Annotated in this window: 12 protein-coding genes; 7 read left to right on the forward strand and 5 right to left on the reverse strand. The window is 67.8% G+C overall.

The genetic code is table 11. The features are described 5' to 3' along the window. Positions 1 to 59 precede the first annotated feature (59 nt). Entirely contained in the window at positions 60 to 311 is a 252-nt protein-coding gene (locus tag D1610_RS14585) for an ATP synthase F1 subunit epsilon (RefSeq protein WP_118864931.1), read from the forward strand. Here D1610_RS14585 and D1610_RS14590 read toward each other — a convergent pair whose 3' ends face one another. Beyond that, positions 312 to 752, reverse strand: a complete 441-nt coding sequence (locus tag D1610_RS14590; RefSeq protein ID WP_118864932.1) for a DUF6265 family protein — start codon at positions 750 to 752, stop codon at positions 312 to 314. 118 nt (positions 753 to 870) lie between these two features. Between D1610_RS14590 and D1610_RS14595 the strand changes: the two genes are divergently transcribed. From D1610_RS14595 to D1610_RS14605, 3 genes are all read left to right on the forward strand, one after another. Then, positions 871 to 2,379, forward strand: a complete 1,509-nt coding sequence (locus D1610_RS14595; protein ID WP_118864933.1) for a TadA family conjugal transfer-associated ATPase — start codon at positions 871 to 873, stop codon at positions 2,377 to 2,379. Positions 2,380 to 2,397: 18 nt separating this feature from the next. Continuing rightward, positions 2,398 to 3,858 carry a glycosyltransferase family protein gene (locus D1610_RS14600; RefSeq protein ID WP_222927021.1) on the forward strand — a complete coding sequence of 487 codons (1,461 nt, stop codon included), beginning with the start codon at positions 2,398 to 2,400 and terminating at the stop codon, positions 3,856 to 3,858. Between the two features lie 327 nt (positions 3,859 to 4,185). Further along, a complete protein-coding gene (locus tag D1610_RS14605) occupies positions 4,186 to 5,643 on the forward strand; it encodes an ArnT family glycosyltransferase (RefSeq protein ID WP_245942276.1) in 1,458 nt (485 codons plus the stop codon). Between the two features lie 114 nt (positions 5,644 to 5,757). Here the strand turns inward: D1610_RS14605 and D1610_RS14610 are convergent, their stop codons facing one another. Next, positions 5,758 to 5,937 carry a hypothetical protein gene (locus tag D1610_RS14610; protein ID WP_147414348.1) on the reverse strand — a complete coding sequence of 60 codons (180 nt, stop codon included), beginning with the start codon at positions 5,935 to 5,937 and terminating at the stop codon, positions 5,758 to 5,760. A gap of 62 nt (positions 5,938 to 5,999) precedes the next feature. Here D1610_RS14610 and D1610_RS14615 point away from each other — a divergent pair, with 62 nt between their 5' ends. Continuing rightward, a complete protein-coding gene (locus tag D1610_RS14615; protein ID WP_118864936.1) occupies positions 6,000 to 6,806 on the forward strand; it encodes a class I SAM-dependent methyltransferase in 807 nt (268 codons plus the stop codon). 98 nt (positions 6,807 to 6,904) lie between these two features. On the opposite strand, the gene phaR is transcribed toward D1610_RS14615, so the two are convergent. Next, positions 6,905 to 7,459, reverse strand: a complete 555-nt coding sequence (phaR, locus tag D1610_RS14620; protein WP_118864937.1) for a polyhydroxyalkanoate synthesis repressor PhaR — start codon at positions 7,457 to 7,459, stop codon at positions 6,905 to 6,907. Between the two features lie 18 nt (positions 7,460 to 7,477). On the opposite strand from phaR, the gene D1610_RS14625 reads away from it, so the two are divergent. Both D1610_RS14625 and D1610_RS14630 read left to right on the forward strand, forming a co-directional pair. Next, positions 7,478 to 8,545 carry an alpha/beta hydrolase gene (locus D1610_RS14625; RefSeq protein ID WP_118864938.1) on the forward strand — a complete coding sequence of 356 codons (1,068 nt, stop codon included), beginning with the start codon at positions 7,478 to 7,480 and terminating at the stop codon, positions 8,543 to 8,545. 29 nt (positions 8,546 to 8,574) lie between these two features. Further along, positions 8,575 to 9,756, forward strand: a complete 1,182-nt coding sequence (locus tag D1610_RS14630; protein ID WP_118864939.1) for an acetyl-CoA C-acetyltransferase — start codon at positions 8,575 to 8,577, stop codon at positions 9,754 to 9,756. A gap of 1 nt (position 9,757) precedes the next feature. On the opposite strand, the gene alr is transcribed toward D1610_RS14630, so the two are convergent. Continuing rightward, positions 9,758 to 10,792, reverse strand: coding sequence for an alanine racemase (alr, locus tag D1610_RS14635; RefSeq protein WP_118864940.1), 1,035 nt, complete (start codon positions 10,790 to 10,792; stop codon positions 9,758 to 9,760). Positions 10,793 to 10,803: 11 nt separating this feature from the next. Further along, on the reverse strand, positions 10,804 to 12,417 hold the full coding sequence (locus D1610_RS14640) for an MFS transporter (protein ID WP_118864941.1): 1,614 nt from the start codon (positions 12,415 to 12,417) through the stop codon (positions 10,804 to 10,806). Positions 12,418 to 12,556: the final 139 nt, after the last annotated feature.

Here is a 12,556-nt window from a genome sequence, read left to right on the forward strand (position 1 = left end):
AGCACTCCCCCTCTCCCCAGCCCTCTCCCCTGAAGGGGAGAGGGAGCGAAGGTATCGACATGCTCCACTTCGAACTCGTCACGCCTGAAAAGCTCGTCCGCTCCGAGGAAGTCTATATGGTCGTCGTCCCCGGCAGCGAGGGCGACTTCGGCGTATTGGAGCATCACGCCCCGGTGATGTCGACGATCCGCGACGGCGAGCTTTCGATCTACAAGACCGAAAAGGGCGAGCCCGAGACGATCCGCATCCAGGGCGGCTTCGCCGAGGTCAACGAGAAGGGCCTGACCGTCCTCGCCGAGCAGGCGGGCTGATCAGCCGCCCATCGGCTTGAAGGCGAAGCGCGCCGCCTTGCCGCCGTCCATCAGCGAGATTTCGGCGTTGAGCCCGGAATCGTCGCGCCAGTAACGGATCTTCTGCGGGTAATCGTGCGCCGGATTGGCGAAGACTATCTCGCGCGCGCGCGATGACATCATCGGGAAGGTCACCGCCGCGCCGCCGCCGGGCTGGGCGATGAAGGCGAGCTTGCCGTCTTCGCCGCGGACGATGCGCATCGCTTCCCAGCTGGCGAGCTTCCCGCCCTTCCCCGTCCGTCCAGCGCCGATCATGATGCCGCCGCGCGGCGGGGTCCAGAATTCCTCCACCCAGGCGTCGCCCTTGGCCTCGACCCACGCGCCCGCCATCCAGCCGGGCTCCGCGACGGGCGCGTCCTGCGCGCCCAGCAGCATCAGCAACGCGACGATCGCCGTCTTCATGTCCCGTCCCCTCTCCCGCCGACGAGGTTCACGATCGGTTAGCCAATTGTCAAACCTTCCGGCCTATTCACCTTGGCAGACAGTAAACCCGCGTGTCCGGGGTGATGGGGATTTATTGATGAGCGCATTCGGCAAGCGACCCGGCTCCGCGGGCAACGGGGGCAGACCGAGCTTCGGCGTCGCCCGCCCGATGAAGGGCGGCGGCGCGCCCGCGCCCGAGCCGATCGGCGGCGAGCAGTTCCCGCCGTTGCCGGCCTCGCCCGAGCTCCTGTCCGACACGCCCGCGGGCGCGATCGATGCGATGCAGCGGCTGGCGGATCGCCAGGCGGCGTCGGCCGACCAGGGCAACAGCCGCGTCGAGGGCTTCGAGGCCTCGATCCACCGCATCAAGGAGCAGGTGCTGCCGCGCCTCCTGGAACGAGTCGATCCGGAGGCGGCGGCGACGCTCAACAAGGACGAGCTGGCCGAGGAATTCCGCCCGATCATCGGCGAGGTCCTCGCCGAGCTGAAGCTGACGCTCAACCGCCGCGAGCAGTTCGCGCTGGAGAAGGTGCTGGTCGACGAGCTGCTCGGCCTCGGCCCGCTCGAGGAGCTGCTGGCCGATCCGGATGTCAGCGACATCATGGTCAACGGGCCCGAGCAGACGTACATAGAGCGCAAGGGCAAGCTGCAGCTCGCCCAGATCCAGTTCCGCGACGAGGAGCATCTGTTCCAGATCGCGCAACGCATCTGCAACTCGGTCGGCCGCCGCGTCGACCAGACCACGCCGCTCGCCGACGCGCGCCTGAAGGACGGCAGCCGCGTCAACGTGATCGTGCCGCCGCTCAGCCTGCGGGGCACCGCGATCTCGATCCGCAAATTCTCCGAAAAGCCGATCACGCTCGACATGATGGCGGGCTTCGGATCGATGTCCTCGAAGATGGCGACGATGCTGAAGATCGCCGGCGCGTGCCGCTTCAACATCGTCATCTCGGGTGGCACGGGCTCGGGCAAGACGACCATGCTCAACGCATTGTCAAAGATGATCGACCCGGGCGAGCGCGTGCTGACGATCGAGGACGCGGCCGAGCTTCGGCTGCAGCAGCCGCACTGGCTGCCGCTCGAAACCCGGCCGGCCAATCTTGAGGGCCAGGGCGCGATCACCATCGGCGATCTCGTCAAGAACGCGCTGCGTATGCGCCCCGACCGCATCATCCTGGGCGAAATCCGCGGCGCCGAGTGCTTCGACCTGCTGGCGGCGATGAACACCGGCCATGACGGATCGATGTGCACGCTCCACTCCAACAGCCCGCGCGAATGCCTGGGCCGTATGGAGAACATGGTGCTGATGGGCGACATCAAGATCCCGAAGGAGGCGATCTCCAAGCAGATCTCCGATTCGGTCGACCTGATCGTCCAGGTGAAGCGCCTGCGCGACGGCAGCCGCCGCACGACCAACATCACCGAGGTGATCGGGATGGAGGGCGACGTGATCGTCACCCAGGAGCTGTTCAAGTTCGAGTATCTGGACGAGACGCCCGAGGGCAAGATCATCGGCGAGTACCGATCGATGGGTCTGCGCCCCTACACGCTCGAAAAGGCGCGCGCGTTCGGCTTCGACCAGGCGCTGTTGCAGGCGTGTTTATAAGCTAAACCGCCCCCCATGGTGAATTGGGCCAACGCACGTCCTGATTCGTGCGTTCGCACCGCGCCGCTCTTCGGCCTGATCGCGCTCGCGCTGATCCTGCGCGTCGCGGCAGCGCTTTGGCCCAATGTCCACCATCCGGACGCGATCTTCCAATATATGGAGCCGGCCTGGCGGATGCTGGGCGGCGACGGCGTCATCAGCTGGGAATATCGCTACGGAATGCGCGGCCAGCTGCTGCCGGTGCTGATCGCCGGACCGATGGCGCTGGGCGAATGGATCGATCCTGGCGGCAGCTTCGCCTTCTTCCTGCCCAGGATCGTAGCGGCCATCTGTTCGCTGTCGATCGTCTGGTCGGCCTGGACGCTGGGCGCGCGAGTCTCGTCGATCCATGCCGTGCTGGCCGGCTTCGTCGGCGCGATCTGGTTCGAGCTGGTCCATTTCGCGCCGCATACGCTGGGCGAGCCGCTCGCCACCGCTGCGATCATCCCTGCGGCGGTGCTGCTGACACGCGATGCGCCATCGCGGCGCGCGCTGGCGGCCAGCGGCCTGCTGCTCGGTCTGGGGTTCCTGCTGCGGTTCCAATATGCACCAGCGATCGGGGTGCTGGTGGCGCTAACCTGCTGGCGCGATCCTTCGCGGTTGCCGCCGCTGATCGCCGGAGGATCGATCGCGCTAGCCGCGGGCGCGGCGGCCGATCTGGCCAATGGCGCGACGCCGTTCGCCTGGCTGATCGAGAATGTGCGGCAGAACCTGATCAACGACCGCGCCGCGGGCTTCGGCGTGTCGCCGCCCAGCGCCTATCTCGGCCGGTTCTGGGCGATGTGGTCGGTGCTGATCGTCCCGATCGTCGCGGCGATATGGCGGGGCCATCGCCATGCGCCCGCGCTGTTCTGGGCGGCGCTGGCCAATCTCCTGTTTCACAGCTTGATCGCGCACAAGGAATATCGCTTCATCTTCCTGTCGGTCGCGATCCTGATCCTGCTCGCGGCGCTCGGCAGCGGCGACTGGACGCGGCGCCTGCGGGAGCGCGGCGTTCGGTTCGTCGCCCTCGCCGCCGCACTGCTGTGGCTCGGCGCGTCGCTGGTGCTCGGCATGACGGGCGACATGGCCGCATTCTGGCGTGACGGCGCCGGCAGCGTTCGGCTGTTCGACCGCCTGCGCGCCGACGATCGGGTTTGCGGCGTTGCGCTGGACGGCGTTCCCTTCCATCGCTCGCCGGGCCTCAACCGGCTGCGTCCGGGCACGCCGCTCTACCTGATCGATCCGGACGATCCGCTCGCCCGCAGCGACCATTACATGCCGGGCTATAACCGCATCCTGGCATGGGCGCCGGCGCGCCTGCCGAAAGGATATTCCACCGTCGCATGCGAGGAGGAGGGTGGCGGAAAGTTGTGCCTGTTCGCCCGCGCGGGCGGATGCGACGCCGATGCCGCGCGGCCGATCGCGGTCAATACGGTGCTGCGGCGATTGGATCGCTAGGACGGATCGACATTTACCGCCTCGCGGGATTTGGGTTCACGCGAAGGCGCTGAGGCGCGAAGAAGAAGGAAGATTGGTTCACGCAGAGGCGCAGAGACGCAGAGATGTGGTCCTGCCGCGCTGGCGGCTCTCATCTTCCTGAGGTTTCGCTTGGCGCAGCGTAGGGAGGTGAATGCGCTTCGTGCAGGGCACCGGCATCTCTGCGCTCTCCGCGTGAAAAACCGTCTTCGCGCCTTAGCGCCTTCGCGTGAACCAATCTTCCGAATCTCGATCCATCCCAGGTCCTGGCGGTTGACGATCGCGTCTCGCCCGCTAACCCGCGAGCGCATGACCCGCCCCTTCTGGCAGGATCGGCGCGTCCAGGCGCTGATCCTGCTGCTCTCAGCCATCATCCTGCGTTCGCCCGACTTCGGCAATCCGATCGTCGAGGTGGACGAGCAATTCTATGTGCTGATCGGCGACCGGATGGTGACCGAGGGCGCGATCCCCTTCGTCGACATCTGGGACAGGAAGCCGATCGGCACCTTCCTGATATTCGCTTTCGCCCGCCTGTTCGGCGACGGCTTCCTGCCCTATCAGCTGGTCGCGACATTGTTCGCCTGGGGCACCGCGATCGGCGTGCTGGTCGCCGCGCGGCAGCTGGGCGCGAAAGCGGCGACGGCGCTGTTCGCGGGGGTGATCTACCTCGCCTGGATCGAGATTTTCGGCGGGCGCGGCGGGCAGGCCGGCGTGTTCATGAACCTGTTCGTGACCTGGGGCGCGGTGCTGACGCTGCGGCTGCCGGCGCTGGCCGAGGCCGGGCGGGTGCGCGCGATCCTGTGGAACGGCGTCGCCGCCTGCCTGCTCGCCGGCATCGCCATCCAGATCAAATACACCCCGGCGGTGGAGGGCGCGTTCTTCGGCCTCGCCCATCTGTGGTTCCTGCGCAAGGCCGCCGGCGGCTGGCCGTCGATCATCGCGGCGGGGGCAATCTGGGCGCTGGCGGGATTGGCGCCGACCATCGCGGTGATCGCCGTCTATACCGCGATGGGCCATTATGAGGCGTTCATGTACGCCAATTTCTGGTCGATCGGCGGGCGCGGCAGCTATCCGCAGGCGACCGTCGTCAGCAAGTTCTTCGGCATCGTCGCCAAGACATCGCCCTTGTGGGTGGCGGCGGCGTTCGCGCTCAGGCGGTTCGACGATCCCAGGCGGGCTCTCCTGATCGGCTGGATCGTCGCGGCGTTCATCGCCTTCCTCTCGATCGGCACCTTCATCCTGAGCTATGCGCTGTCGCTGATCGCGCCGTTCCTGATCGCCGCCGTGCCGCTGCTCGACCGGCGGCCGCGCGCCGCGCTGCTGGTGTTCCTGTTCGCGGCGATCCTGTGGGTGCGCGACAGCTGGTTCTATTACGATGACGAGGCGCAGGTGCGCGAGGTCGCCGCGCTGATGAAGGCCAATAGCGGCGACGAATGCCCCTATGTGTTCGAGGGCGACACGATTCTCTACCATCTGGCCGACAGCTGCCTGCCGGGGACCTATCCCTTCCCTTCGCACCTGTGGCTGTCGACCGAAACGCACGCGATCGGCGTCGACCAGGCGGACGAGGTGCGGCGCATCCTGGCGACCCGGCCGCCGGTGATCGTCATCACCACCCAGAAGAAGGATGTGTGGGCGCCCGAGGTGCTCGGCATCATCCGCCGCGAGCTTGCCGCCAACTACCGCCCGATCCGCCGCGTGCCGCGCGAGGATTTCCAGCTGGTCGTGTATCTGCGCAACGACCGGGAGCCCGTTGGCATGCGGTGATCCCCTCCCGTTCTGGCTGAGCTTGCCAAAGCCCTGTCCTTCCCTTTTTCGGAGCGCCCAGAAGAACTACGGTCCTTCGACAAGCTCAGGACGAACGGGACAGGCGGTGTCGACCTAGCGCACGTTGAGCGCGATCGCCGCGAGCATCAGCGCGGCGAGCAGCGCGAGCACCTGGATCAGCGGCCAGGGCAGCATCGCCACCCGATCGGGATTGCGGCGGCGGCGGTTGCGCCAATCGGCAAAGCCCGCGAAGGCGACGACCGCCAGCGCGACGCCCGCCCAGCTCCACAGCATGACTTGCATCCGTAACCCTCGCCCCGCACAGTCGGTGCGAGCCAGATAAGGATCACGACGCCATGCGCCAGCCCCTCTTCGCCGCCTTCACCGCCCTCGCTCTGTTTGCCGCCCCCGCCTCCGCGCAAAACGCCGCGCCCGCAGCCGATCCGGCGATTGCGCAGGCGGTGGCCGCGCCGACCCGGACCGCGGCGAACATCGCGCGCGACCGCTATCGCCATCCGGCCGAGACGCTCGCCTTTTACGGCGTGAAGCCCGGCCAGACGGTGGTCGAGCTCTGGCCGGGCGGGGGCTGGTACACCGAGATCCTGGCGCCGCTGGTGAAGGACGGCACGCTCTACGCCGCCGCGCCGTGGGAGCGCGGGCTGAACGGCGTGAAGACGCTGCAGGCGGCGAATCCGGCGGTCTACGGCAAGATCAAGCTCGTCGCCTTTCCCGCGACCGAGGGCGCGCCGGCGGTGCCGGACGGCAGCGCGGACGTGGTGCTGACCTTCCGCAACGTCCACAACTGGCGCTTCGGTGGCGTGGACGCGGCGCAAAGCAATTTCGATGCGGTGTTCAAGATGCTCAAGCCCGGCGGCACCTTCGGCGTGGTCGACCACCGCCTGCCCGAGGGCATGGACTCGGCGCTGGAGGAGGACAGCGGCTACATGAAGGAAAGCTCGATCATCGCCTTCGCCGAAAAGGCCGGCTTCCGCCTGGTCGGCCGGAGCGAGATCAACGCCAACCCCAAGGACACGCACGACCATCCCGAAGGCGTCTGGACGCTGCCGCCGAGCTATCGGTTGAAGGATGTCGACCGGGCGAAATACCAAGCGGTCGGCGAAAGCGACCGGATGACGCTCAAGTTCGAGAAGCCGCGGGGGTGACTCGTCGCCCCTGCCAAGGCAGGGGCCGCTGGGTTTGTGGCACTTCAAGGTTCGGTATGCCGACTGCGGCCCCTGCCTTCGCAGGGGCGACGGTGAGCTCACCCCTTCAGCTTGTCGATCTTGCCCTGGAGCTCGGCGAGCTGGGCCTTGAGCGCGTCGATCTCGTCGTTCTTGCGCTGGACCTCGGTTTCGGGCGCGGCGGCGGGCTTGGCGCCGGGCTTGAACGCGGCGGCGGCGACCTCGAACATCTCCATGTTGCGCTTGGCGATCTCGGCGAAGGGCGAGTTGGCGAAGGCGCCCTCGACCGCCGACTTGAACTGCGCCTGGTTGCGGCGGAAGGTCTCCATCGAGGCTTCGAGATAGCCGGGCACCATCGCCTGCATCGAATCGCCATACATCGCGATCAGCTGGCGGAGGAAATTGACGGGCAGCATCGTCTGGCCCCGGCTCTCCTCCTCCATGATGATCTGGGTGAGGACATTGTGGGTGATGTCCTCGTCGGTCTTGGCGTCCACCACCTTGAACTCGCGGCCCTTGCGCGTCATCTCGGCCAAGTGGTCCAGGGTGATGTAGGATGAACTCTCGGTGTTATAGAGGCGGCGATTGGCGTATTTCTTGATGATGACCACGCCGTCTTCCGATTGCTTCTTCATGCCCGCCGACCCCGTTCGATGCCAATGACCGGTGCTAGCGCCTTTGATGCCGCACCGCAACACGGCCCGCGCCCGCTGCCGTTGTTCCTGCAGCATGTGCGCGAACAGACCGCAGCATCGCCCGAGCGCGAAGCGAAGGCGATGGCGGGCTTGCGGCGCTATCAGGCGGCGGACCGCGGCCTGCCGCGGGATGCGATGCCCGAGGCGGCGCGGACTGGGCGCGCGTGCCTGCGCGACTATGGCGGCGGCGGTCCGCCGCTTGTCGTCGTCCCCTCGCTGATCAACCCGCCCTTCGTGCTCGATCTTGCTGCGCACAATTCGCTGATGCGATGGCTGGCGACGCGTGGCGTACGGCCGCTGCTGGTCGATTGGGGGACGCCCCGACCGGACGAGCGCGGGCGCGACGTCGCGGCGCATGTCGAGGAGCTGCTGCTGCCGCTGATCGATGCGCTGGGCGAGCGGCCGCTGCTGGCGGGATATTGCCTGGGCGGGACGATGGCGCTGGCGGCCGCCGCGATCCGCCCGCCCCGCGCGCTGGCGCTGATCGCGGCGCCGTGGCGCTTCTCCGGCTTTCCCGATGCGGCGCGCGCCGAGATCGCGGCGCTATGGGCGGAAGCAGAGCCGATGTGCCGCACGCTGGGGCTGGTGCCGATGGAGGTGCTGCAATCGGGCTTCTGGAAGCTCGATCCGGCGCGGACGGTGGCCAAGTACGAGGCCTTCGCCGATCTGCCCGAGGACAGCGCCGAGGCCGCCGCCTTCGTCGCGCTGGAGGATTGGGCCAATGCCGGGGCGCCGCTGACCTATGCCGCGGGGGCGGAGATGTTCCGTCTGTTCGCCGAGGACGCGACCGGACGCGGCGCCTGGCGCGTCGGCGATGCGGCGGTCGATCCGCACGCCCTCTCCTGCCCCGTCGCGGACTTCGTGTCGCTGACCGACCGCATCGTCCCCGCGGCCAGCGCGACCGGGCTGCCCGGCCGGCGCGAGCTCACATCCGGGCATGTCGGCATGATCGTCGGCAGTCGTGCGAGGGCCCAGCTTTGGGAACCGCTGGCGGACTTTCTTTGCGCTGCAGCAACGCCTAGATAGCCGCCAACCGATCTTGCAGGAGACCAGCCATGACCGCCCCCACCGATGTCGTCATCACCGCCGCCAAGCGCACCCCGGTCGGCAGCTTCCTCGGCGCGTTCGCCACCACCCCGGCGCACGAGCTGGGTCGCGTCGCGATCGAGGCGGCGCTGGCGCAGGCGGGCGTCAAGGGCGAGGAGGTCGACGAGGTGATCCTGGGCCAGGTGCTCACCGCAGCGCAGGGCCAGAACCCCGCGCGCCAGGCGTCGATGGCGGCGGGCGTACCCAAGGAGGTGCCCGCCTGGGGCGTCAACCAGGTGTGCGGTTCGGGCCTTCGCGCAGTCGCGCTGGCGGCGCAGGCGGTGCAGACGGGCGACGCCGCGATCGTCGTCGCGGGCGGGCAGGAGTCGATGTCGCTCTCGCCGCACGCGCAGACGCTGCGGCCCGGCACCAAGATGGGCGGGCTCGAGCTGGTCGACACGATGATCAAGGACGGGCTGACCGACGTGTTCAACGGCTACCACATGGGGATCACCGCCGAGAACCTGGCCGAGCAATATCAGGTGACGCGCGGAGAGCAGGACGATTTCGCCGTCGCTTCGCAGAACAAGGCGGAAAAGGCCCGCGCCGATGGCCGTTTCAAGGACGAGATCGCACCGGTGACGGTCAAGGGCCGCAAGGGCGACACGGTGGTCGAAGATGACGAATATATCCGCGCCGGCGTGACGGTGGACAGCGTCTCCGGCGTGCGGCCCGCGTTCAAGAAGGACGGCACCGTCACCGCCGCCAACGCAAGCGGCCTCAACGACGGCGCGGCGGCGATCGTGGTGATGAGCCGGGCGGAGGCGGAAAAGCGCGGCAGCCCGGTGCTGGCGACGATCAAGAGCTGGGCCTCGGCCGGGGTCGATCCCTCGATCATGGGCATCGGGCCGGTGCCGGCGTCGAAGAAGGCGCTGGAGAAGGCCGGCTGGAGCGTCGGCGATCTCGATCTGATCGAGGCCAACGAAGCCTTCGCCGCGCAGGCGCTGTCGGTCGGCAAAGAGCTTGGCTTCGATCCGGAGAAGGTCAACGTCAACGGCGGCGCGATCGCCATCGGCCACCCGATCGGCGCATCGGGGGCGCGCGTGCTGACCACGCTGATCTACGAGATGCAGAAGCGCGACGCGAAGAGGGGCCTGGCGACGCTGTGCATCGGCGGCGGCATGGGCATCGCCATGTGCCTGGAGCGGTAAGTCAGACCCAGTAGCGCTTGAAGCGGTTGCCCAGGCCGGTGAGCAGCTCGTACTGCGACAGGCCGGTCTGGGCGGACGCGGTCGGCAGGTCGTAGTCGATCGCCAGCCAATCGCCCTCGGCCACTTCGGGCGCGGCGGAGACGTCGAGCGAGACGAGATCCATCGACACGCGGCCGATCACCGGGAACAGCCCGCCCGATGACGAGCCCTGGTTGGAAAAGCCCCGGCTATAGCCGTCGGCATAGCCCAGGTTGACGATCGCCACCTCGGTATCGGCCTTGGCGGTCCAGATCGCGTTGTAGCCGACCGATTCGCCGGCATGGACAAGGCGACGCTGAAGCACCTCGACCTCAGGCTGGACGACGGGACGGATATGTCCCGCCATCTCCGGCCGCGGAACGCCGCCGTACAGCGCAAGTCCGGGGCGGACGAGATCGAAGGCATAGGCTTCGCCCAGCATGATCCCGGCCGAATTGGCGAGGCTCATCCGCTTGGCCTTGGTGCGCCCGGCAAGCCCGGCGAAATAGGCGCGCTGGCGGGCGTTCATCGGACTGTCTTCGTCGGCGCAGGCGAGATGGCTCATCAGCGTGTCGATCTCTAGATTGTCGAGCAGGCCGGCGACGACATCCTCCACCGACACGCCGAGCCGGTTCATGCCGGTATCGACCATCACGTCGCACGCCCCGCCCTTGGCGCGCAGCCAGCGCTTGACCTGTTCGGGCGTGCTGAGCACGGGCCGCGCGCGCAGCGTGTGCGCCAGCGCCATGTCGTCCTCTCGCACGCCGTGGAGCACGGAGACGGGCAGCCCGCCAAGCACCTCAAGCTCCATCGCCTCCGCCCAGGTAGCGACGAAGAAATCGCGGCAGCCGGCATTGGCGAGCGCCATCATCGCCTCGACCGCGCCGAGGCCATAGCCGTTGGACTTGATCGCGGCGCCGCACGCGGCGAGCGGATTGCGGCTGGCGAGCCAGCGCCAGTTGCGGCCCAGCGCTTCGCCGTCGAGCCGCAGACGAAGGGGCGAGGAAGCAGGTGTCATCGCGTGGGCGGTTAACGCGCGCCCGGTTCGGCGTCGAGCGGTTTGACCGCCGCCCACCGCGTTTCGGGCAGGCCCCAGAGCGTCACCGCCAGCGCCATCGCCACCACCGCGAAGGTGTACCACAGGCCCGAATAGGGATCGCCGGTGCGCGCGATGATGTACTGGCTGATGACCGGCAGGAACCCGCCGAAATAGCCGGTGCCGATATGATAGGGGATCGACATCGAGCTGTAGCGGATACGCGGCGGAAACAGCTCGGAGAGCAGCGCGGCGACGGGGCCGTAGGTCAGCCCCGAAAGCGCGGCGAGGCCGAGAATGCCGATCAGGATGAGGACGACCGACCCGCCAGTGGGGGTGACGCGGTCGAGATCGTAGCCCGCTGCGGCGAGCGCCGCGTCGAGCGCGGCCGGGCTGGTGTCCGCCTGCGCCACGCCGCCGATGGTGACGCCGGTCCGCGGCGAGGTCGCCTTGGTATAGCTGACCCCCTTCTTCGAGAAATAGTCGAGCAGCCGGCCGCAATCGTCCTTCTGCGCCTTGGCGAAGGGATCGTAGCTGCACGCGGGGCCGGAGACGATGATGGGCGCGCGCTCGGCGGCGGCCGCCAGCCCCGGATTCGCCGCGCCGCCGATCAGGTGGAACAGCGGGAACAACAACAGCAATGTCAGCGCATAGCCGATCACGATCGGTTTCTTGCGGCCGATCCTGTCCGATAGCCAGCCGAACAGGACGAACCAGAAGAGTCCCGAGGCGGCGCCGATCGCGACGAGCGTCTGCGCGACCTCCGCCTCCACGCGCATCGCATTCTGGAGGAAATAGAGCACCTGGAACAGCGCGGTGTACCAGATCACCGTCAGCCCCGCTGCGATGCCGAACAGCGCGACCAACAGCCGCTTGCCGTTGCCCGGATAGGTGAAGGTCTCCTTGAGCGGATTGCGGGCGAGTTGCCCTTGCGCCTTGATCGCCTTGAACACCGGGCTTTCAGAGAGCTTCAATCGCATCCACAGCGACACCGCGAGCAGCAGCAGCGAGAAGATGAAGGGAATGCGCCAGCCCCAGGCGTCCCACGCCGTCTCGCCGACGATCCAGCGCGTGCCCAGCACGACGATGAGGCTGAGGATGAAGCCGCCGGCGACGCTCGCCTGGATGAAGCTCGTGTAATAGCCTCGCTTTCCGTCGGGCGCATGCTCGGCGACGTAGATGGCCGCTCCGCCATATTCACCGCCCAGCGCGAGCCCCTGCAGCACGCGCAACAGGAGCAGGATGATCGGCGCGGCGATGCCGATCGACGCGGCGGACGGAACGAAGCCCACCGCGGCGGTGGCGAGGCCCATCAGCGTGATGGTGACGAGGAAGGTGTATTTGCGTCCCAGCCGGTCGCCGAGATAGCCGAACAGCACCGCGCCGAGCGGCCGGACGCCGAAGCCGACGGCGAAGCCCGCGAGCGCGAGCAGCAGCTGGATGACCTCGCTGTCGGCCGGGAAGAACACCCGCCCGATGATCGCCGCGAGCGTGCCGTAGATGAAGAAATCATACCATTCGAACACCGTGCCGACCGCGGACGCGGCGATGACCAGGCGGATTTCCTTCTTCGACGGCGCGTGCGCCTCCACGGCGGCTGTTGCCATCCGCTCCCCCTCCCCCAACTCCTGGGGAATGGTGTAGCCGAACCGCACGGGGCGGCAAGCTGTGATAGGCTCTGAAAAAAAGGTGGGCGGACAGCCTTCGATTGGGCGAGAGGTTACCGAACGACACCAGCTCTGTCGC

The sequence above is a fragment of the Sphingomonas gilva genome (assembly GCF_003515075.1).
GTDB classification, from domain to species: Bacteria; Pseudomonadota; Alphaproteobacteria; order Sphingomonadales; family Sphingomonadaceae; genus Sphingomonas; species Sphingomonas gilva.

Excerpts from the sequence above, each read along its gene's own strand:
- D1610_RS14585 (WP_118864931.1), top strand. The coding sequence starts at position 60 with ATGCTCCACTTCGAACTCGTCACGCCTGAAAAGCTCGTCCGCTCCGAG.
- D1610_RS14590 (WP_118864932.1), bottom strand. The coding sequence starts at position 752 with ATGAAGACGGCGATCGTCGCGTTGCTGATGCTGCTGGGCGCGCAGGAC.
- D1610_RS14595 (WP_118864933.1), top strand. The coding sequence starts at position 871 with ATGAGCGCATTCGGCAAGCGACCCGGCTCCGCGGGCAACGGGGGCAGA.
- D1610_RS14605 (WP_245942276.1), top strand. The coding sequence starts at position 4,186 with ATGACCCGCCCCTTCTGGCAGGATCGGCGCGTCCAGGCGCTGATCCTG.
- D1610_RS14610 (WP_147414348.1), bottom strand. The coding sequence starts at position 5,937 with ATGCTGTGGAGCTGGGCGGGCGTCGCGCTGGCGGTCGTCGCCTTCGCG.
- D1610_RS14615 (WP_118864936.1), top strand. The coding sequence starts at position 6,000 with ATGCGCCAGCCCCTCTTCGCCGCCTTCACCGCCCTCGCTCTGTTTGCC.
- phaR (WP_118864937.1), bottom strand. The coding sequence starts at position 7,459 with ATGAAGAAGCAATCGGAAGACGGCGTGGTCATCATCAAGAAATACGCC.
- D1610_RS14625 (WP_118864938.1), top strand. The coding sequence starts at position 7,478 with ATGCCAATGACCGGTGCTAGCGCCTTTGATGCCGCACCGCAACACGGC.
- D1610_RS14630 (WP_118864939.1), top strand. The coding sequence starts at position 8,575 with ATGACCGCCCCCACCGATGTCGTCATCACCGCCGCCAAGCGCACCCCG.
- alr (WP_118864940.1), bottom strand. The coding sequence starts at position 10,792 with ATGACACCTGCTTCCTCGCCCCTTCGTCTGCGGCTCGACGGCGAAGCG.
- D1610_RS14640 (WP_118864941.1), bottom strand. The coding sequence starts at position 12,417 with ATGGCAACAGCCGCCGTGGAGGCGCACGCGCCGTCGAAGAAGGAAATC.